The organism is Sphingobacteriales bacterium, assembly GCA_016711285.1.
Taxonomy (GTDB): Bacteria; Bacteroidota; Bacteroidia; order Chitinophagales; family UBA2359; genus JADJTG01.
The window spans coordinates 35,433-57,526 of sequence record JADJTG010000002.1 but is presented as its reverse complement, the minus strand read 5'-3'; the positions used below and the strand labels follow the sequence as shown (position 1 = coordinate 57,526).

The 22,094-nt window shown below is 43.2% G+C and carries 19 protein-coding genes; 1 reads left to right on the top strand and 18 read right to left on the bottom strand.

The window, feature by feature from the left end; genetic code table 11:
• Positions 1 to 66: 66 nt before the first annotated feature.
• The gene (locus IPL35_00500; protein ID MBK8441968.1) at positions 67 to 2,133 is read right to left on the bottom strand and encodes an Omp28-related outer membrane protein; all 2,067 of its coding nucleotides are present in this window, start codon (positions 2,131 to 2,133) and stop codon (positions 67 to 69) included.
• A 198-nt stretch (positions 2,134 to 2,331) separates the two neighbouring features.
• On the opposite strand from IPL35_00500, the gene IPL35_00495 reads away from it, so the two are divergent.
• Positions 2,332 to 4,059, top strand: a complete 1,728-nt coding sequence (locus tag IPL35_00495; protein ID MBK8441967.1) for a redoxin domain-containing protein — start codon at positions 2,332 to 2,334, stop codon at positions 4,057 to 4,059.
• 108 nt (positions 4,060 to 4,167) lie between these two features.
• Here the strand turns inward: IPL35_00495 and IPL35_00490 are convergent, their stop codons facing one another.
• The 17 genes from IPL35_00490 to IPL35_00410 form a co-directional block, all read right to left on the bottom strand.
• The gene (locus IPL35_00490; GenBank protein ID MBK8441966.1) at positions 4,168 to 5,373 is read right to left on the bottom strand and encodes an NADH-quinone oxidoreductase subunit D; all 1,206 of its coding nucleotides are present in this window, start codon (positions 5,371 to 5,373) and stop codon (positions 4,168 to 4,170) included.
• 106 nt (positions 5,374 to 5,479) lie between these two features.
• On the bottom strand, positions 5,480 to 5,986 hold the full coding sequence (locus IPL35_00485) for an NADH-quinone oxidoreductase subunit C (protein ID MBK8441965.1): 507 nt from the start codon (positions 5,984 to 5,986) through the stop codon (positions 5,480 to 5,482).
• Positions 5,987 to 6,069: 83 nt separating this feature from the next.
• Entirely contained in the window at positions 6,070 to 6,606 is a 537-nt protein-coding gene (locus IPL35_00480) for an NADH-quinone oxidoreductase subunit B (protein MBK8441964.1), read from the bottom strand.
• 130 nt (positions 6,607 to 6,736) lie between these two features.
• The gene (locus IPL35_00475; GenBank protein MBK8441963.1) at positions 6,737 to 7,111 is read right to left on the bottom strand and encodes an NADH-quinone oxidoreductase subunit A; all 375 of its coding nucleotides are present in this window, start codon (positions 7,109 to 7,111) and stop codon (positions 6,737 to 6,739) included.
• Between the two features lie 156 nt (positions 7,112 to 7,267).
• Complete coding sequence (locus IPL35_00470) at positions 7,268 to 7,855, bottom strand: pseudouridine synthase (protein ID MBK8441962.1); 588 nt, start codon at positions 7,853 to 7,855, stop codon at positions 7,268 to 7,270.
• A gap of 21 nt (positions 7,856 to 7,876) precedes the next feature.
• Positions 7,877 to 8,779: a bile acid:sodium symporter family protein gene (locus tag IPL35_00465; GenBank protein ID MBK8441961.1), complete on the bottom strand. Its 903-nt coding sequence runs from the start codon at positions 8,777 to 8,779 to the stop codon at positions 7,877 to 7,879.
• Positions 8,780 to 8,916: 137 nt separating this feature from the next.
• On the bottom strand, positions 8,917 to 10,788 hold the full coding sequence (locus tag IPL35_00460; GenBank protein MBK8441960.1) for a glycoside hydrolase family 13 protein: 1,872 nt from the start codon (positions 10,786 to 10,788) through the stop codon (positions 8,917 to 8,919).
• A gap of 378 nt (positions 10,789 to 11,166) precedes the next feature.
• Positions 11,167 to 11,970 (bottom strand): T9SS type A sorting domain-containing protein, encoded by an 804-nt coding sequence (locus IPL35_00455; protein MBK8441959.1) that lies wholly within the window; start codon positions 11,968 to 11,970, stop codon positions 11,167 to 11,169.
• A complete protein-coding gene (locus IPL35_00450; GenBank protein MBK8441958.1) occupies positions 11,865 to 12,752 on the bottom strand; it encodes a hypothetical protein in 888 nt (295 codons plus the stop codon). The genes IPL35_00455 and IPL35_00450 overlap by 106 nt, the downstream gene beginning before the upstream one ends.
• Before the next feature lie 81 nt (positions 12,753 to 12,833).
• Positions 12,834 to 14,402: a T9SS type A sorting domain-containing protein gene (locus IPL35_00445; GenBank protein ID MBK8441957.1), complete on the bottom strand. Its 1,569-nt coding sequence runs from the start codon at positions 14,400 to 14,402 to the stop codon at positions 12,834 to 12,836.
• A gap of 119 nt (positions 14,403 to 14,521) precedes the next feature.
• Positions 14,522 to 14,701, bottom strand: coding sequence for a hypothetical protein (locus IPL35_00440; GenBank protein MBK8441956.1), 180 nt, complete (start codon positions 14,699 to 14,701; stop codon positions 14,522 to 14,524).
• Between the two features lie 260 nt (positions 14,702 to 14,961).
• Positions 14,962 to 15,126: a hypothetical protein gene (locus IPL35_00435; protein ID MBK8441955.1), complete on the bottom strand. Its 165-nt coding sequence runs from the start codon at positions 15,124 to 15,126 to the stop codon at positions 14,962 to 14,964.
• A gap of 320 nt (positions 15,127 to 15,446) precedes the next feature.
• A complete protein-coding gene (locus tag IPL35_00430; protein MBK8441954.1) occupies positions 15,447 to 17,561 on the bottom strand; it encodes a hypothetical protein in 2,115 nt (704 codons plus the stop codon).
• A 201-nt stretch (positions 17,562 to 17,762) separates the two neighbouring features.
• Positions 17,763 to 18,506 carry a 3-oxoacyl-[acyl-carrier-protein] reductase gene (gene fabG, locus IPL35_00425; protein MBK8441953.1) on the bottom strand — a complete coding sequence of 248 codons (744 nt, stop codon included), beginning with the start codon at positions 18,504 to 18,506 and terminating at the stop codon, positions 17,763 to 17,765.
• A gap of 64 nt (positions 18,507 to 18,570) precedes the next feature.
• Positions 18,571 to 19,437, bottom strand: coding sequence for a sulfite exporter TauE/SafE family protein (locus IPL35_00420; GenBank protein MBK8441952.1), 867 nt, complete (start codon positions 19,435 to 19,437; stop codon positions 18,571 to 18,573).
• Between the two features lie 14 nt (positions 19,438 to 19,451).
• Positions 19,452 to 20,219 (bottom strand): DUF2490 domain-containing protein, encoded by a 768-nt coding sequence (locus tag IPL35_00415; GenBank protein MBK8441951.1) that lies wholly within the window; start codon positions 20,217 to 20,219, stop codon positions 19,452 to 19,454.
• 226 nt (positions 20,220 to 20,445) lie between these two features.
• The gene (locus IPL35_00410; GenBank protein MBK8441950.1) at positions 20,446 to 21,921 is read right to left on the bottom strand and encodes a beta-lactamase family protein; all 1,476 of its coding nucleotides are present in this window, start codon (positions 21,919 to 21,921) and stop codon (positions 20,446 to 20,448) included.
• Positions 21,922 to 22,094: the final 173 nt, after the last annotated feature.

Genomic DNA, 22,094 nt, shown 5'->3' with positions numbered 1-22,094 from the left:
AACAAATGCTGAAAAGTTAAAAAAATAATCTAAACCGATTATAAATGTGCGTGTGTATAAAACTTGTTATTGCTTGATTAACAAACGAGTATCAAAAATTGTTCCTGAATGTTTCATTTGACACCAATAAACACCTTTGGTTAAATGTGCCAAAGAAATTTTTTGTGTATCGGCAGCCAGATTGCTTTGGAACACTACTTTTCCGAGCGCATCACTGATTACAATTTCGTACTGATTGTCTTGAACTGAAGACAAATATAAATCATTTATGCATGGGTTGGGAAATAAATTGAATTTTTTGTCGTTAATTGTCGTAACACCGTCAATAATTACTTCTTCATAGAACCAATCGTGTGTGATATTCATAAATTCATTGCGCACGGCTTCGTTTTCAATCATTTCAATACCGATACCCAAATACGAGGTTTTGTAGTTAGGCGTGTGGTTTCGGATACCTGCTATTTTTGTGCCATTGTTGTATTTAAAAGTGGCAGTGGCAGTGCTTACACCACTTGCAAGGGTTAATTCGTCGGGATAGAAAAAGTCGTCGCTACCATCTACATATACGTGGGCGATAGCGGAATTTCCTAAGCTGCCGTATATTTCGTCATCAGCAACAGGGGTTAGCTGGCTGTTGGCAGTGCTGCCATCGTTAGAAAAATCTACACCCATATAATTTTTCAAAAACTCACGCTGTGCGGCTGTACCGTTGGCAGAGCCGGAGGCGGTGTCGAATACGTCCCACGCCACATCTTGACCACAAACAAGCAAATTGCCGCCGCCTGCTAGGTGCGCTACCAAATTACCGATAGTTTCATCGGTAAAAGCAGGGAAAGTCCAACCGATATTATAATAAATATTTTTTATACCATCTAATACATCGTATTGCAGAGCTTGATTATAAGCTAGTACATCTAAATTGCCGTATGTAGTATTGCCAGCGGCTGCCAAACCATCTGAATAGTATTTGCCGTTGAATATATCGGTATTGGTTGTTCCGTTTCCGCTCAAGGCATTATTCAGCACTAAGTCGCGTACATTAGCAATGGCATAAAACTGATTACTGTTGGGCGAATACTCTGTATTTTGCTGTTTGAGCGATACCGAAAAACGATGAATGCCTCCCGCCGGACCTACGAGTACTTTCAATTTGTAGGGAGTGGTGGAGTTGGCAGGCAAGCTCACTACATTTGTAGCATTGGCATCGTAAGTAGTACCGTTGATTTCCATAGTAGCGAGCCAATCTTGTGTAGGAGAAAGAAGCTGTACTTCAAAATCATCAGCTTCGCCCTCATTAACCAACACTCCGTTAAATTCAGATACTTGCAGAGCAGTTCCTTTTTTAAAAGGTTGATCGTTGGTATCAATATGCCATTTTGGGTCGTAGGTAGCTCCCGAATTAATCACTTCTTTGGTATCATCGTTTTGCACCCAAGCTACTACATATATATTGTCAGGATTCCAAACTTCGTTCATAGTGTAAGTATAGTTAAAAGAGAGGCTTTGACCTACAGGAGCCGGCGTGACACTTTCGCCCAAAGAAGTAGCATCGGTGTCGGTGAGCATATCGCGGAATACATTTGGAAATTCTTTTTCGCCGTTGCTGCCGGGTGCCGTAACATATTCCACCAATTTTTCTACAATGGCTACACGCAATTTCAGGTTGTTGCCAAACTCTGCTGCTGCTGCTGTTTCTATGGTGACGGTTGCATGGTGCATATCGCCCATAATCATGTCACTTACTTTAACACCCAACGGACTTTTGCCGCGACTCAAGTCATTCACTACTTCTTGTGTCACTGCTACCGGACTACCGTAGTCAGTGCCGTTGCCGCGTATATTGGGTACGCCCTGTATGGCATAATAATTTTGCCGCGCCAATGCCTCCGGTTTATTGAATAAATGCATGGGATCGGTATCGGGAGCAGGAAAATTCGTGTGATAAGCAATGTGGTGGATAGTTCCATAATTTTTTGAAAGAACATTTTCTTGAAAAATTGGGTTTTGCTGTGCACAAGGACCGCAATTACTCGAAGTAAAATGTTCAAAAATAGGAAATCGGCGTACTCCAGCTTCCTGAGCCTGTGCCGAAAAAGTTCCCAATAAAATTGCAAGTAAAAAGTAATGCTTCATGTGTATGTAAGGTGTTATAAAATAAGTGTTAAAAAAGTTAATAATAACAAATTTACACATAAAATGTTATTTTTGATAAAAAACGGACAGGGTAAGTAAAATTTTTACATTTATTATACATAGGGTTAAATAAATTTTGTCATTGAATGATAAAATTATAATTTTACCTCAAACAAAAAATCTCTTAATCAAAATCAAATGAAAAGAATTACACATTTATTATGTAGTGCTTTTTTGCTGTTGGGTTTAAGTACCCAATCGTCTCAAGCACAATTAGCACCCGGTACTATTGCCCCTGATTTCACATTGACTGATTTAGACGGTAATCAACATCATCTGTATGAGTACCTTGACCAAGGAAAAATCGTGGTTTTAGATGTATTTGCTGTGTGGTGTGGACCTTGTTGGGCGTATGCTCCTATTTTGGAACAGGCGTATGAAGAACACGGACCCAACGGCGATAATACGATGGTGTTTTTGGCATTGGAAGGTGATGACCAAACAACCGATGATTTGCAACACCCCGACGGCGAGGCGGGTGACTGGGCTTCAGCAATTGCTTACCCTATTATTAACCAAACCGGCTCTATGCCCGATAATTACAATATTGCTTATTTCCCGACTCTTTATATGATTTGTCCGGGGTCTAAGGAAACCTATGAATTAAATCAGCCCGAAGCCAGCGAATATGCTGCTTTAGCCTCTTTAAACTGCCCTTCACAATCCGGTGTTAATAATGCACGCGCTGTGAGCTATACCGGCGATGCAGAGTTCCAGAATTGCGAGTCTTTTACACCGAAAGTTATGCTTCAGAACTTAGGAAGCACTAACCTTACGAGCGCGAAATTGGATTTGTACTTTGGCGGTGAACTCAAAGAAACCAAAAACTGGACAGGTAATTTGGAAACTTTTGATGCCGAAACAGTAATATTTGCTGCTATCGGCGACAAAAAAAGTGCTGAAGTAAAAGTGGAGGTTTCTTTGCCGAATGGTGCTATTGATGATGATAACAGCAACAATGAAGCATCAAAAGATATTACTTTCCGCCAATCTTCCAAAAATTTAACGATGACTTTGCATACCGACAAATGGCCTGAAGAAATTCACTGGAAAGTAAAAAGTCCCAGTGGTACTCTTATTTCCCAAAACGGCACTTTGCAATGCGAAACTACTTATACCGACAACATTACCATCAGCGATGACGGCTGCTATACTTTGGAGCTCACAGATGATTATGGCGATGGTATTTTATCAGGTCCTATCAATCCAACTTCTCATTCTTGCACCAATGGCGATGCAGGCGTTACGGAAGGCAGTGTTGAACTGAAAGATGATGCTGGTAATATTATTTGGAACAGTGTTTCTTACGGAGAAGGTATTAGTGTGAAATTTTATGCAGGTGTTGTTGCACTGCAAGCTGATTTTACCGTGTCAGTTAATCAGGATAATAATACGGTTTCTGTTACGAATACTTCACAAGGAGCTACCAATTATCTTTGGAGTTGGGGCGACAACACAACTTCTTTGCAACAAAATCCGGAGCCACACTTGTACCCAACTGCGGGCATTTACACCGTTACCCTTACCGCTTTTGACTCCGATGGCAACAACAATGTATATACTACCAATGTTACTATCAATGAAACTGTGGGTTTGGAGCAACTCAATATCCGTCAGTTGAGCGTATCGCCGGTGCCTGCCAGCGATATGTTGAACGTACAATTTGCCACTGCCACAGCTCAGGAACTTACTTTTGAGGTAGTAAATATTTTAGGACAAAGTGTGATGCAGTTCAGCAAACAATATGGCAATGGCAACAACAATGAACAAATTGCTGTAGCTCAATTACTCAACGGTTCTTATACTTTGAATGTAAAAGATGTGCAAGGTAATAAAGCAACGGTTCGTTTTGTAGTAGCACGCTAAATTTTTTAGCTGTGAGATTTTATCCTTAAAAAAAGAGGGGCGGCTCTATATAGAGCCGCCCCTCTTTTTTTATACAGAAAAACTTTTTTGATAGAAGTTTTTAAAAAATCAAGCATCTAATTCGCCGGCAATGACATTGAGACTGCTCATTGTAACGATAGCATCGCTGAGTTGAGAGCCTACCGCCATTTCGGGAAATGCCTGATAATAAATGAAGCACGGACGGCGGAAATGCAAACGATACGGTGTTCTGCCGCCATCGCTGATAAGGTAGTAGCCCAACTCGCCATTGCCACCTTCTACGGCATGATACACTTCGCCCACAGGTGCATCTATTTCTCCCATAATAATTTTGAAATGATAAATCAGTGCCTCCATACTTTGATATACCAATTGTTTTGGAGGAAGATAATAGCGCGCATCGTTGGCATAATACGCTCCTTCGGGTAAATTATTAAGAGCCTGTTCAATGATGCGGAGGCTTTGCCAGATTTCTTCATTGCGCACCATAAAGCGGTCGTAAGTATCGCCCGACTCGCCGATGGGAATATCAAAATCAAAATCCTGATAGCTGCAGTAAGGCTCCATCACGCGCACGTCATAATCTACGCCGGCGGCACGCAAATTGGGTCCGGTAAAGCCGTAGTTCAATGCACGCTCGGCACTGATAGCTCCCACATTGACGATTCTGTCCATAAAAATACGGTTGCGGTTGAACATTTTTTCAAACTCGCGCATCACGGGCGGAAAATCCTTCAGAAATTGTTTTATTTTCTGAATGGCTATGGGCGAAAAATCACGTTCCATACCGCCGATACGCCCCATATTGGTAGTGAGGCGTGCGCCGCATACTTCTTCGTAAATTTCGTAAATGAGTTCGCGCTGCTGAAATACATACAAAAATCCGGTAAAAGCACCTGTATCTACGCCCAAAATAGAATTGCATATCAGGTGGTCGGCAATGCGTGCCAGTTCCATCATAATTACGCGCATATACTGAGCGCGTTTGGGGACTTCTACGCCGAGCAGTTTTTCCACCGTCATCCACCAACCCATATTATTGATAGGAGAGGAGCAATAATTGAGGCGGTCGGTGAGGGGTGTAATTTGATAAAAGGGGCGTTGTTCGGCAATTTTTTCAAAAGCGCGGTGGATATAACCGATAGTTGCTTCGCCGGCGACGATTTTTTCGCCGTCCATCAGCAAAATATTCTGAAACACGCCGTGTGTAGCGGGGTGGGTAGGACCCAAATTGAGTGTCACCAACTCATTCATATAAATCGCATCATCGGGCTGCACTTGGCGGCTGCCCATATAATCGGGGCGTTCGATGAGTTGTTTGGAAAGAGGGCTGCGAGGTTGGAGTTCCATTTTTTTAGACTTTTTTTGTGCGATGAATCCTTATTTGATAATCCTTTTTTTACCTGCCAAAATATTTATCTTCTTTATCGCGGCGGGTGCGGTCTTCCAAAGGATATTCTTTGCGAAGCGGGAAATAATCCATTTCATCAACATTCAGAATACGCTTTAAATTGGGGTGATTATTGAAAATAATACCGTAAAAATCATAAGTTTCGCGCTCTTGCCAATTGGCGGAGGCAAACAAAGACGTAGCAGAAGGCACTTTCGGTTGGTCGGAAGGCACATACACTTTGATGCGCAGGCGCAGATTATTGGTAAGGCTGTGTAAATGATATACCACGCCTAATTCTTTGCCTTTTTGGTCGGGATAATGCACGCCGCACAAGTCGGTAAGAAACTGAAACTTAAATTGCGGGTGAAAATAGAGGTATTCCAAAATATCCAATATGCGCTCGGCGGAGGTGCTGAACGTAGGCAGTGCGTGCGGCTCGGCATAGTCGTAAATATCGCCGCCGAAGCGACTCACGAGGTCGTCTATAACAATTTGGTGGGTGAGTTGTGCCATATAATAAAATGCAATGCTTGAATACTAAATAAAAAGCTGCTGATGGGGGGAGTGTGTATGTTGAAAATTATTTCTTTTTTCTTTTATTGAATATTGTACGATGCCAATAATTGTTGGTATTCGGCACTGTTGCGGCGGCGCAGCGACTCGTTGGCGGCGAGTTCTTGAATTTTCATCAAGCCTTCGATAATTTGTTCGGGACGCGGCGGGCAGCCGGGTACATACACATCCACCGGAATAATTCGGTCTATGCCCTGCAAAACACTGTAAGTATCAAATATGCCGCCACTGGAGGCACAAGCTCCTACGGCAATCACCCAGCGCGGCTCTGCCATTTGTTCATATACCTGCTTTACGATGGGAGCCATTTTTTTTGCAATCGTACCCATCACCATCAACAGGTCTGATTGGCGCGGCGAAAAACTCGGACGCTCTGCACCGAAGCGGGCGATGTCGTAGTGTGCGCCCATGGTTGCCATAAATTCAATGCCGCAGCACGAAGTAGCAAAGGGCAGTGGCCAAAGCGAATTGGCGCGCGCTATACCGATGACCTCATCAAAGGAGGTGGCGAAAAATCCTTGTCCGCTATGCCCTTTCGGGGCTTCTACGATATTGGTCATATATAATAAAGGTGGTTGTGTTTTTTAAATATTTTGCCTCAGATTTTTTCAAAAAAATTGTATATTTCAAAAATATCTTAGAAAAAGATAAAGGCAATATTATTTTTCTTTAATAAAAATATTTCGTTTTTTACTCTATCCAATTCAATACACCTTTTTTGATGATATAATAAAAACCTGCCAGCAGCAAGCCCAAAAAAGTGAGCATCTCCACAAAACCAAACCAGCCCAGCTCTTTAAAATTAACCGCCCAGGGATACATAAAAATAATTTCTACATCAAACAACACAAACAAAATGGCGATGAGGAAATATTTTACCGAAATAGGAGTGCGGGCATCACCGACAGCATCAATACCACATTCCCAGGCTTGGTCTTTGGTTTTGCTGTGGCGGCTCGGACCTAAATAGTGCGTTGCCACCATAGTGCCGCCTATAAAAAGCAATGCCAAAGTGAGCTGGATAAAAATGGGCGTGTAGTCGGAGGGAATATAGCTTGCTTGCATAGCTGAAAATTACAAATTGATGGTTGAATTGAAACGTAAACAGATAAACCGCAAAGTTAAGAATAATATTTGTGTATAAGAAGGTATTGTGCTGCCATTTGCCTAAGAGCTTTTTTATTTGCATTTACTTTTTTATAATTTCAGATGATATACTTTTTATTTTTTCTCAACAATATCCTGTTGCCGAATTTCTGCCACAACGACTCCTTGCAACATTTCCCAGCGCAAAGCACCGATAGCACAGCGAAAAAGCCGCAAAGTTGGCAATCCTACGGCTGCCGTCATACGGCGTACTTGTCGGTTTTTGCCTTCAGTGAGGCTCATTTCTATCCAGGAGTCGGGCACGCTTTGACGATAGCGCACCGGCGGTATGCGCGGCGGCAAAGGCGGGGCTTCGGGCAAAATCCTCGCTTGAAAAGCAGCGCAATGATATGTTTTTTTGTCGATACGAAGGGTTACACCTTGCAGCAAAGCGGCGATATGATCAGCAGTTGCCGTTCCTTCTACCTGTGCCCAATACGTTTTGGAAATATGCTGTTCGGGGAGCAATAGTTGTGCATTGAGGCGGCGGTCGTTGGTGAGCAGCAGCAAACCCTCGCTGTCTTTATCCAAACGCCCCACCGGATATACATCTTTCGGAAAATCAAAACCCAACTGTGCCAAAGTAGCTGCGCCACTGCCCTCATCGCTGAATTGCGACAGCATATTGTAGGGTTTGTTGATTAAAAAATAGCGCGATTTCATAGCGTGCTGAAAAATGATTTTTTATGGTTGATGCTTTTTGAGTTTTTGGGCATCATAGTAGCGGGTGGCAATTCTGCCAAAAATAACGGCGGTAACAAATGAAATAGCGGCGTACAAAATAGCCGGTTTTACCATTTCGGGGTTGGCGAGCAGTGTGCCGGCAATCAAAAATGCCAAAGTGGTGTTGTGTACACCCGATTCAATGGCGGCGGTAATTTGGTCGGCGTGCGGCAGCCGCAGGATTTTTAAAAAGAAATAACCAAAACACAAACAAGCCACATTGAGCAGCAACACCGGCGGAAGATATTGTATGATTTCGCTAATACTAAAGTCGGTGCCGCCTTCACTTTTATCGCCCAGCAACATAATAACAAAAATACCCGCCATCAGCAGCATCATAATATAGCGCAAATATTTTTCGGCACGAAAGGCAAACACGGGAAACCTCCGGTGAATCCACATACCCAATACTGCCGGAATAATGGTAACGATAAAAATATGCTGAAAGGTTGCCCAAAAAGGCAAATGAATACTTGATTGTGTACCCATAAATGTTTGCAATGCAAAATTTACCACTATCGGAATAGAAAAAAGCGTGAGCAAACTATTGACAGTGGTGAGCGAAATAGATAGAGCTACATTTCCTTTAAATAAATACGTCAGAAAACCCGAAGAGGCACCCCCCGGGCTCGCCGCCAAAATTACCAAACCCACTTTTATTTCGGGCGGCAAATTCCATGAAGAAGCAATCAGAAAAGCAATAACAGGCAATGCCAGCATCTGCGAGGCAAGGGCAGCAGCAAAGGCTTTGGGATATAAAAATATATTTCTGAAATCTTTTGGCGACAGCGACAAACCAATTCCCAGCATTATCAGCCCTAAAAGTGTGCTAATCAGCAAATCAAGTAAATGGAATGAGGGCATGTGAGTTTATTTTCGTGATATATAAGCACTCGTTTTGAAAAGGTTTGTAAAAAATCGCTTATATTTTATGTTAATAATTTTTAAAAAAGAAAAATCATGTCGGCAGCAAAAAGTACATTTTTTACCTGTTTCACAACTTATTTCAACTCAAAAATCTGCACCGACATTTTTGGTATATTCAACGTTTGAAGGTTACTTAAAGTTTCGCCGCTTACTACGTTTCGTGCGCTGTGGTAGCTTTTCAAACACTCAGCAAAACGGCTCATTGTTACGGAAGCAGTTTGCTCGTTGCTGTTGGCTACTACCATTACACTTTCGGTGTCGGTATGGCGAAAATATACATAAACGCCGTTTTCCGGCACGAAGTGGGTCAGTTTTCCCGTTTGCACCGCCCGCGACCCTTTGCGCCACTGCCCTAATTTCTGAATATAATCAAAGACTTCATTTTCCTGCGCCGTTCTGCCGCCTGCCGTAAATTGGTTGCGGGCATCGCCCTGCCAGCCGCCCGACACATCGGTACGCACATTATCCATCGGAAAAGTTTTGCCCTGCATCAGCAGCTCTGTGCCGTAATACAAACAAGGAATACCGCGCAAAGTGTATAGCAGCGCAATACCCATTTTAAAACGGTTCATATCGCCATTCACTTCACTGAAAAAACGGCTCACATCGTGATTATCCAAAAAAATAACGTGTGCATTCGGGTTATCGTATAAAAAGTCGTAGGTGAGGGTATAATACAATCGTGTCAGTCCTTCCGTCCAGCCCGTCGGTTGTTTTACGGCTTCCAAGATGGCAAAATGCAGTTGAAAATCCGTCATTCCCGCCACACCGGAGCGAAAAAATTGAGGATTGTCGGTAGTATTCAGTTTGTTTTTGCTAAAATACATCTGTATCGGCGTGCCATGATCCCACACTTCGGCAAAAATGCTCAAAGTGGGCAGTTCACGCTGTACGGCATCTGCCCATTGCTCCAGAAATTCGGGAGCAGAATAAGTATAAGTATCCATACGCAGGGCATCAATGCCGGCTTCTTTTACCCACCAGATATTGTTTGGTATCACATATGGCGCTAAATAAGGATTGAGCAAATTGAGGTCGTGCATGTGTGTATCAAACCAGCCATTCTGAAAACGGTCGCGGTCGGCATTGGCGGCGTGCGGGTCGAGTAGGGTAGTGGCACGATAGGTGGTTTGTGTGTAGGTGTCGTGCTGATGAATCCAATCGGGAGCGGGCAAATCCCGAATGAACCAATGCTGGTCGCCTACGTGATTGTGTACAATATCCATCACCATTTTAATACCTCTTTGTTTGGCTTCGCGGCTCAGTTGTTGGTAGAGTTCCAAAGTTCCGTGGCGCGGGTCAATGCGGTAGCTGTCGGTGCAGGCATAGCCGTGATAAGAAGCAAAAGGCTGGTCGTTTTCCAGCACCGGATTGAGCCACAACGCCGTTGCACCCAAATTTTGTATATAATCCAAATGTTGCAACACACCCTGCAAATCGCCGCCGTGCCGCTTGATGAGTTCTTTGCGGTTGATGTCGCGCTCGCGCACTTCGGCGGGTGCATCGTTGTGGGGGTCGCCGTTGGCAAAGCGGTCAGGCATAATGAGATAAATGAGGTCGGCGGGCGACAGCCCTTGCGGTGCGGTGGGCGGTGCGGCTTTAATGCTATAATTGAAAGTTTCCTTACTGCCGCCACAGCAATACAGCGTAAAAGTATAAACACCTGCCGCCGCATCATCAGCTAATAATACATCGGCAAAAAGATAATTGGGATTTTGAAGGCGGTGTAGGGCTTGTACCTTCAATCCTCTGCCACTGACCGTTAAACTGTCGGCTTGCAAATTTTTACCGTATATCAACAACTGAAATTGCCTGTTTTGTACATCTGCCCACCAATGGGGCGGCTCTACGCGCTCAATGATATTTTGAGCGATAGCCGAAAGATGGGTCGCATAAAACGCTGACACCAACAACAGAAAATGTATAAAAAAACGAAGTGTTTTCATCTGATACACCATGTGAAAAGCTATGAAAGGGCTAAAATAAGTTTTTTTACTAACTATACGACAGTTTAGAATAAAAGAAATCAAATTGTCCAAAATTAGTAATAAAAACGGCTTTGAGAGCTTTAAGCATCATTTCAATGTTCTACCTTTTGGCATATAGACAAAGGGGGTGTTGTGTGGTATTTAAAGGAAGCCACGATAAGTAGTTCCTTTTTTTATCTTCATTGATGAATAAAGTGGCACTCAAGAGGCTATGACAATTTTATATTGTGTGTCACAAGTAAAGGGGGTGTGATGACTCCTCTAATAAATTAATAATTGTAGTAAAGGAATAAAAAACTTTGGGAGTAAAACCTCCCAAAGTTTTTTGCTCAATATTTATCTTACAATACTCAATTTACTTACTTGAGCAGTGCCTTCTATTTGCAATAGATATATTCCTATGGGTAAAGCACGAATTGAAACAGGGTTGTTGCCTGTTTCTAAACGAACTTTCATCATCGGTTTTTTATTCATATCGTAAATAGTTAAGTTCGTCCCTTCTTTACCATTCCACTCTATATATACTACATCATCGGCGGGGTTGGGGGCGATGCTTACCCCCCCTTGCGCCCCCAAAGGGGGGAATGTTTCGTCTATGCCTACTGTCCAGGGGACGAGGTGGAGGCTGTCGCAGCCGGCGGTGTAGTAGGGGTTGCCTTCGGGGTCGGTGGCTTCCTCCCATTGCGGCGGCTTGTTGAACCAGCAAGTATTGCCGAGGCTATCTACTTTGGCTTCCCAAGCGTAGCCCTCCATACTCAAGCCCGTGAGCAGGTAGCCGCCGTCTTGGGTGGGCAGCATACCGCGCGTGTAGTGGTCGCGCTCTTTGTTGGTGCAATAGCCCTTGCGCCACAGCAGGTTGTAGTCGGTATCAAAGCACATCAGGTTGCCCTGCACATTGGAGTTGGCAAAAAAGGGTTGTTTTTCCAAGCCCCTGCCTACAAAAGTAGTGGGATTGATAAAATGAATTGCACTCTGGAAGGAATGCACATTGGGTACTTCTTTTATTGCAATATCAAACAGGTTACCCTGCTCATCTATTTTGGCAAAGTATATTTTGCCATAGCTATAAGCTCCCTGTGCGGTAAGTAAATAAGTATTGGCAGCACTGCCGTCGGGGTTAGGAATGGGGACATAAAACAACCGCTATCCTCCTCCTCATCATCTTTGGGATATACCGTCCAGACTTCGTTGCCGAAGTAGTCTATTTTCATTACAAACATTTTGTTGACAAAATCAAGAAGCGACTCGCCAATCGTTTTGATATGTATGCCTGACAGCATATAGCCCCCGTCGCTGCTTTCGCAAATACTTAAAATTTTATCTGCAAAGTAGGCAGGTTGTTCCGGTATTATTTTTTTTTCCCATTCTTTATTGCCATTTAAATCTAACTTTAATATATATAACCCTCCATCAGCTACACCAATAAACTCTCCTGCCAATATATAACCGCCGTCTTTTGTGCGCTGTGTCACCACGATAAATTCATCTACTTCCTGCAGTCCGTATTTCCATTCTTTTGCAATGTTGCCTTTTTTGTCTATCCATATCATTTTTATGTCTCTATACCCATAAGTGTAATCGTTCATTGTAATCATAAAAGTATCGGGTGCTGTTTGGAGCAATAAGTTGTCGTAGTAGTTAGTGCAACGGTCTTGGTGCAAATCCTTTTTCCACAACAAAGAACCATTTTCTTTGTCAATGGCTCTCAGCTCTAATCCGCGTAAATTGCGGTTGTAATTGGTGATGAGCAGGTATGCTTCATCTGTTTCAAAAGCTCCTCCATTAAAAACTTCTAAGGTATCTATGGCGTAGGCTTTATGAAAAAAAGTAGTGAGCGTATCGTACTGTGCCTGAGCGGCAGGGTAGCAAATACCCAACACTAATATGAGATAAATTGCATATTTAAAATAAATCTGCCACATTGTGTATTGTTTTTTAAAAGAGAGGTAAATAAAAGCCGCCCCATACCCGCGCAGGGGGTACGGAGCGGCTGAAAAAAGGGCTTAAGGATGCACTACATTGAGTTGATGTGTAAAACGGTTTCCTTGCTTGTCGTAGATTTGCAACATATACAAACCGGCAGGCAAGTGGGCGGTAGGCACACGATTTTGAGCCTGCTGGAGCAGTAAGCGTCCGTTGAGGTCGTAGAGATACCACTTTTGCAATTGCGGCAGTGTTATCCAAGCCTCAACATCGGCGGGGTTGGGGGAGATGCTTACCCCCCCTTGCCCCCCCAAAGTGGGGAATGTTTCGTCTATGCCTACTGTCCAGGGGACGAGGTGGAGGCTATCGCAGCCGGCGGTGTAGTAGGTGTTGCCTTCGGGGTCGGTGGCTTGCTCCCATTGCGGCGGGGCATTGAACCAACAAGTGTTGCCGAGGCTATCTACTTTGAGTTCCCAGGCGTAGCCCTCCATACTCAAGCCCGTGAGTAAGAAACCACCGTCTTGGGTGGGCAGCATACCGCGAAAATAGTGGTCTATTTGGGGATTGGTGGTATAACGCCGACTCCACAACAACTCAAAATTGGCACTGAAACGCCCCAACCAAGCCTCTGTATTCTTGTACTCGTTGAGATATACTGCTGCACCGATAAAACCATCATTGGGATAAAAATGTAACATACCTTGTATAGCACTTACCTGAGGGATATTTACAATAACTTCTTCTCCCATTTGCCCGTCTTTGCTGATGAGTGCAAAATAGTTTTTGCCATATTCATTATCTTCTTTTCTGTCAACTCTGGCATTAATCAAATAAAATCCTCCCATATTATACATTCCGCATCCACCATCATTTTCATCATCATCACCTTTTGGGTAGAGTGTCCAGATTTCATTTCCGAGGCTGTCGGTTTTGGTGACATACATCTTAAAAATGGGGTCGTAGCCTCCTGTAGGGCTTTCTTTGGTGACCCAGCCCGAAAAGATAAACCCCTTGTCGCTGGTAGGATAGACATTGAGTGCGGTGCGTGTTTGCTGAATGCTGTCGTAGGGATTGACATAGTGCCGCTGCCAGAGTTTATGTCCGTTTTTATCCAAACGCAACAGATAGGCGTGCCACTCGTAAGTGCCCCCTACAATATAACCTGCACCATTGCCGAGGTTAACTATACATTTTGACATTTCAAAAGTTGCACTATCTCCTATAATTGATTTGGATAATACTTGACCTTCCTTATCAAAACTCATCAGTAACACATCTTTCTTGTTCGTATTATTGTAGTGTCTTGTGTTAGCCGTTAAGATATAGTTCCCTTCATCAGTCAGGGTGAGTTCGCGGTCATAATAGGTGGTATTGAGCCGCAAAGTATCACGAAGTATTTTGCGCCAAATAGTATTGCCATTTTCCTTATTAATCTTTCTCAAAGAAAATCCGGAAATATTAGTTGTATCATCAGAGAAATGATTGGTTACGATTAAATAGGCATCATCGGTTTCTAAGGCACCGGCGTTGAAAGTAAAATCATTGCCTTTTTTGTAGGTATGATTAAAGAAATGGGTGCTGTCGGCTTGGCTGTGGGCGTTGAGCAAATTCAGGAGCAGCCAGCAGCAGCATATACAGATATTTTTCATTTTTCGGGCAGATTTTAAAAATAAATAAACAAACAAATAAATTAATCAATCAATCAATCAATCAATAAAAACAGCCGCTTATCGGAATAGCTATTCCGATAAGCGACTGTTGTATTGAATTAATGATGCAGCACGGATATTTTATGGTGTTCTGCTTTACCATCATCTGAGCGCAGTGTGGCGATATAGGTGCCGTTAGCCCATTGGTGTAGGTAGCGGGGGGCGGGAGCTTGGCTGACTTGTTGCAAAGCGGCGGTTTGCTTACCGCTGCCGAGTGTGTGTTGTTGTGTTGTTTTCACGATATGAGTATTTTATGCGTGGTAAAGCAATGCTACAAATATAAACCTTTTTTATTTCAACTTTGTCAAAGTTTGAACTTTGACAAAGTTATCCCCGAAGCCGATGACGAACCCGCTACACTTTAAAAAATCCTGTTAATCCTTTAATCCTGAAAATCAAGGTTCAGACGATTATTAGGTGCAGCACGATACCTATCCCGCCAAGGGTAGCAATTTATTAGGTGCAGCACGATACTTATCCCGCCGAGGGTAGCAATTCTTTAGGTGAACCACGATGTATATCCTGCCGAGGGTAGCAATTCTTTAGGAGAACCACGATACAAACCCGCCGAGGGTAGCAATTCTTTAGGAGAACCACGATACAAACCCGCCGAGGGTAGCAATTCTTTAGGAGAACCACGATACAAACCCGCCGAGGGTAGCAATTTGTTAGGTGAACCACGATATATATCCCGCCGAGGGTAGCGTTTCTTTAGGTGCAGCACGATATATATCCCGCCGAGGGTAGCGTTTCTTTAGGTGCAGCACGATATATATCCCGCCGAGGGTAGCATTTCTTTAGGTGTAGCACGATACCTATCCCGCCGAGGGTAGCATTTCTTTAGGTGTAGCACGATACCTATCCCGCCGAGGGTAGCATTTCTTTAGGTGCAGCACGATACCTATCCCGCCAAGGGTAGCAATTCTTTAGGTGGAGCACGATACCTAGCCCGCTGAGGGTAGCATTTCTTTAGGTAAGATAGCTTTAATAACTGCCCCAGTATTTTCGCAAAAACCACTCTATAAATAATAAAAACGCCAATGCCGCGAAAATCCATCTGAAATTAATGGCGGCTTGTGTTTTGTAAGAGCTGTAAATAACAGGTTTGATGGCGGGATTTGTTTTAATGCTGTCTGCCAATGCCGATAGTTGGTCGGGTGTAAAGCTGCTGCCGCCGTTTTTTTCGCTCCAAGCGTATAGAAGTTGGTGGTTGGCGGTGAGGTTGGCGGTTTCTAATTGCAAAGGCTTGATGCTGAAATTGCCGCTTGCTTCATAGTTTTTGCCGTTGAGGGCGGTGCGTCCAGGTAGCTGTAATCGTCGGCGGGCAACAAACCGGGCTTCCAAAGTATAGGCATTGCCCGTTTTGCTGAATATATAGGAATACTCTTTGCCTTCGCTGTTGCGCACCGATAACGATACATCGGAGGTATTGATGAGTTCGTAGCTGTCGTTATACAATTCGGCACTGAATGTAATAGTTTCGTTTTCCGAAAACAACTTTTTCGCCACATTCACGCGAAATTGCCGTTTGTCATTTTTTACCGCTAAATATTGTACTGTTTTTGCAAAAAGCTCATCTACTGCGTCAGCATTTTTATTTTTAGCATAATCATACATACGCCATCGCCACAATCCTTCGCCGCTCAATACTGCCGTTTTTTGTTGTTGGGCATTTTGCAAAAGCGTCATCAAGGGATACTTCGTGCTGACCGTTCCTATTTTTTGCACCAATAAATGCTGGGCGGCGGGTGCTGCGCTGTATTCGCCATAAGGCGCACTCAAAGGCGGCAATTGTTCAATGGCTTGCAGCAACGGTTCGGGAAAGGTAAATAAATTGAAATCGCGCTGCGCAAGGGCTTTTACATCATTGGCAGCCGCATTGCCCCCGCTGATTTGCAAAACATCTTGCGCTTTATTGAAACGCGCCACCGAAGTTTGTGACGACAGAATATAAAATGTAGGAATACGTTCATTGCGGCATTGACTGATGATATTTTCCACGCCGTTGCTTTCTGAAGGTAAGCCGTGCAGTATCACCAAATTAAAATCTTTGAGCGAAGGCGGCAGGGCGGCAGGGTAGGCGAGGGTAGTTTCGTAATTTTTATTGCGCTCTATGGCTTTTTTGATAGCCGCCAAATCGGGGTGAGGGCTGTTGGCGAGCAGCAAAATCTTTTGTTTGCCTTCCAGCACTTCCACAAATACACTGCGGCAATTGTTGTCGGTATTATCTTCGTTGGGTAAGTTGCCCACACATACGGTATATTCGCGGATACCTGTGTTTTCTGCCGACAAAGTGACCTCTTCCGACACAAAAAAGCGATTTTTATTAATGGGTATTGTTTTTCCGAATACTTTATTGCCTCCCACTTTGCCGCTATATACGCTCATATTCAAATTATTGCCTTGAGCGTTGAAGGCGGCGGCATCTATGCGCAACAAAAATTTATCGCCGCGATACACAATTTCGTTGCACAGCACGCGGTCAATGCGGGCATCTTTGCGCACGCTTGTATCGCCCAAAGCCACTGTATAAAGCGGCGCATTGAGTTGCAGGGGAGTATAAAGCGGGTTGCTGCCCTGATTATAAATGCCATCGGAAGCCAGCACCACTGCACCCACATTTTGATTGGCATAGCGGTTGTTGAGTTCAAGAACGGCGGCAGAGAGGTCGGTAATTTTTTCGTCTAATGAAAGTTGCAGTCCTTCGCGGAGGTTTTCGCCGAAATGGTAGGTTTCTACTTCATATTGCTCGCCCAACTGCGCGGCTAATTGGCGCAGGGCGGCGGCATACTGTGCCGTATCGCCGTTTGTAAAGCCCTTCGCTACCGACTCCGAATTGTCGGCGGCAATGATAATATACGGTTTGCGTACATCGGTAAGTTTGCGGCGCAGCAAAGGCGTGAGCAGCAAAACAGCAATGGCGGTGACGCTGATAAAACGAAGCAAGGACAGCAAAGGCAGCCCCCAACGGCGCGTAGCAGTGCTGCTGTCGGCAAAAGAAACGTCTTTGTAGTATAAAACGGCGGCATACAACAAACCCGCCAGCATACAAAAGAAAAGATACCAAAGCGGATATTGAAAAGTCAGTGATGCTCCCAAAACAGTATTAATCAGGATTTAATATTTTTTTGATAAAAAGATGCTTAATGTGCCAATGACACAATCTTTGCTTATAACAGCTGAAACGCAAAAAAGATGTATAATATTGCCTGTTCCAAAAACCATTCCATAAGTGCAGAGCAACTAAAAAACAGTTTCAATGAAAAGAATATCAATAATAAGCAATAAAAATAACGATAATCAGAGCATACCGCCGCAAACGCTGATGGTTTGCCCATTGACATAAGACGACAAATCTGAAGCCAAAAACAAAGCTACTTTGGCTACATCTTCGCCGGTGCCGAAACGCTGTAAAGGTACGCTTTGCAAATATGATTTTTTGGTGTCTTCGTTCAAAGCGGCGGTCATGTCGGTTTCAATAAACCCGGGAGCGATGACATTGCAACGGATATTGCGGCTGCCCATTTCCTGCGCCACCGACTTGCTAAACGCCACCACACCCGCTTTGGAAGCGGCATAATTGGCTTGTCCGGCTTGCCCGCGTATGCCCACAATAGAACTCAGATTAATAATACTGCCGCTTCTTTGTTTCATCATCGTGCGAATCACATGTTTGGTGAGATTAAACACCGATTTCAGGTTGTTTTCCATCACCGTATCCCAGTCGTTTTCGCTCATGCGCAGCAGCAGATTGTCGCGGGTGATGCCGGCATTATTTACCAAAATATCAATCGTACCAAAATCGCTCAATACCTGCTGTACCAACTGTTCGGCTTCGGTAAAAGAAGCGGCATTGGAACAATATCCTTTGGCTTTTACGCCCAAATCCGACATTTTCGCTTCTAAAGCGGCGGCTTTGTCGGCAGAGCTGCGGTAAGTAAAAGCCACCTGAGCACCCTGTTGCGCAAAAAGAAGGGCGATAGCTTCACCGATGCCGCGCGAAGCACCGGTAATGAGGGCAGTTTTGCCGGATAAAAGAGGCATTTGCATATTTTTTACCCGCAAAGCTACAAATAGAAGTGCAGAGTAAAGATAAAAATTTGTGATTTTACGCCCACAAGGTTTTGTAAAGCGTAAAAGCAGAAGTAAGGATAATTACGATACCTACCATTATCAGCAAAGGACGTTTGCTGATTTTTTGTGATAAATAAGCCCCGAAAGGAGCAGCTATCACACCACCGATAATTAAGCCCAGCACGAGCTTCCAGCTATCAACGCCCACGAAAAACAAAAATACACCCGTTCCGAAAAATGCCACAAAAAACTCGGCAGTATTGACCGTTCCAATGGTTTCGGCGGGGTTTTTTCCTTGATTGATGATGTTGGAAGTAACGATAGGTCCCCAACCGCCGCCGCCGATGGCATCTAAAAAGCCGCCCGCCAATGCCAAAATTTCGGCGTGTTTTACTTCGGTATGCACTTTGGGACGATTGCGGATACCTTTTACCAAAATTACCGCACCCAATATCAACAAATATAGCGCAATGTAAGGTTTGATGATTTTTCCGTCAAAAATTTCCGATACCAAATAAGCACCAACCACCGCACCCGCTACTCCTGTGATAACAATGCGGAAAAAAAGTTTTTTGTCTAAATTATTGAATTTGATATGAGACAAACCCGATACACCCGTTGTAAATACTTCGGCAGTATGCACCGCCGCCGATGCCAATTTGGGAGCTACGCCCAAGTTGAGCAAAAAAGTAGTGCAACTTACGCCATACGCCATTCCCAAAGTGCCATCAATGATTTGTGCAATAAAACCCACGACCACAAACCCCAGAAAACTAAAATCAGGCTGCACATCGTGCCATTGCAGTGTGGGCAATACCGTCCATATTAAATACGAAATGAGTAAAAATTTTAATACTAAAATCGCGATGCCGATATGTTTGAGTGAAATATTTTGAAGCATAAATGAAAAGAAATTTAGGAGTGAATAGTTTTGGAATGGAGTGATAATTTTTGGCTGATGCCGAAACGAATAATATGACGATTATAAAAATCGCTGCCCGAAGCACGCTGCTGATACCAATTCAGATAGCCCGCTTCTATGCTTAAATTCTTTAAAACATCAAATGATAAAGCAGCATAAATACGATTTTGGTCAAAAACATTCTTGACGATATTTTTGCCGGCATTGCACAAAATTTCGTCATTTACTTTGATTTTTAGCATTTTACCATTTTTGAGTTGCCACAAAGGATAAGCGACTTGAATGCGATAGCGCAGACGAAAATTTCCAAAATCGTAGCCTTTATCCAAAGCCGTGTGGTCGGTATTGGTATTATGAAAAAACCGCCCTTCAAATTTATAGCGGTGGTCAATCGCTAATTTTTTAATTTTTTGTTTGAGGTTAAACTCCACATGTGGGCGCAATTCAGGCACTACCAATTTTTGAGTAGCGGTCGGTTCTTGGGGGCTTTGCCAAAATGCACAAGCACCAACTCCAACCGTCCAGCCACCCTCTAAAACACGGTTCAATGTTTCGCGGATAAGAAACTGATGCTGTGCCGCCGGATTATAAAAACGCCGCTCTTGTACATCGCTGTTGAGCGACCATTTTTCGTTGATTTTCAGGTCGTTATTATAAGCTACCCAAATTAATTGTTGTTGGGTTGTTGTTTTTTGGGCAAATACATTTTGATAACATATTGCCGTAAAAAACACAGATAAAAGCAGTAGTTTTTGTAGCATGTTCAATAGAATTTTTGTTTGGAATTGCAATATTACTACTAATTCTATAAAGTTAGTAGATTTTAAATAAAAATTTTTCTATAATACTCAAATATCAGGTCGTAGAGAAAGTAAAAAATTTTATTGAGGGTGAAAATTGTAAAATTTCACCCCTTAACATTTAAGTAAATAGGATTGATTTTTTTATTTCAAAACACCCAATAAATATGTTTATATAAAAGGATTCTTACTCTACGCTTACCTGCAACGACACTGCGCCCTCTGTACCATTATTCCATTGTACATTTATCGTGTTTGTTCCTTGCCCATTAATAATAGTGCCGCCTGTAATTGTCCATAAATAGCTATGTCCATTGACAAAAGGTACGGAGTAAGTATATATGCCATTTTCACAAACATTGGCAAAAGACACAACAGTTCCGTTTTGTGCAATTATCGGATTGGGGGGCTGCTGTACGGTAACAAATAATTGAGCATAGCCGCCTGCTCCATAATTATTTATTCCACGCACTATAATATTTCCTGATATAGCTTCTGCTCCGAAATTTACCAAAATTGTATTGTCTGTACTTGTTCCCGTAGCTCCCGAGGGCAAAGTCCAACTATAAGAGGTAGCATTAGGAATAGACGGCACGGAATATACCACCCCCTCAGTACCCGAACAAATTGAAGTTGTGCCGTTGATTGCACCGCTACAGCCGGGAATATGATTTTTGACAACGCGATATAACAAAAAAGTAACCGCATCTATACCTGCCGGAAAAGAATTGGCTAAACCACATACCGATACGCCCAAGCAAGAGTCCTGCATCATTTTGCTTTTATAGCCCCAAGTTGCTCCACCGTGCCCCCAATATGTTTTTCCCTGAACAGTTTCGCGGGATAGCCCCAACCCATATTGATAAGTAGGGCTGTTTGTGGGAATAAAGGTTGTCATTTGGTTCAGCGATGCCTGACTTATCAGTCCTCCGTTAAACAAGGCTTGATACCATTGTGCCATATCTGCTGATGTAGAAAAAACGGCTCCCGCACAGCCTCCGGCAGTATTCAATCCTACCCTTGAAGTATCATTATAATCTACATTATTCCACCAACGATGCGCAATCGTTCCGTTTTCGGGTTCTTGTATATCATAAAAGGTAGTATTCATATTTAAAGGATTCAAAATACGGTCGCGTATCAGCTGCGAAATAGGATAGCTGGTCGCTTGTTGAGCAATCATTCCCGCCAAAATATAATTGATATTGGAATATCCGAAGTTTGTTCCTGCCGTAAAAAGCGGCGCACCTACCCAACCTATCACTTCTTCGGGCGTAAATATGCGTGTGGGGTGAGCCATAATAGTATCCATCCAAGGCGACACAAAAAGAGGGTCGGAGATGCCGCTGCTATGGTTTAATAATTGTTTGATGGTAATATTGGGGTCAATATTGGGATAAGTCGGTAGCCAATCGCTCAAAGAATCGTCTAAACTCAATACATTTTCTTCGGCGAGCATCAGCATCACCGTAGCTACCAATAATTTGGTATTGCTGGCAATTCCCATTCGCATATCGGGTGTAATGGGTTGTCCTGTATATGAATTGCCTGTTACACTCGTCCACATACCTTGTCCGGGTATATAGACAGAGGCTTCCATACCCTTAATATTAGTAATTTGGCTTACATAAGTATTCAGCGTATCCTGAAGCATAGTAGCCAATGCTGCATTAAAAGTCTGAGAATTAACCTGTTGTGTAACAATTATACAAAAAAATAGGGTTATAATCCTTTTCATTAAAAAGAAAAAATAATAAACGGGGGGGTGGAATAATCTCAATATTTCAAAAACATATAACTTTTATATGGCATCTTAGCAAGCATACTTGCTATTAC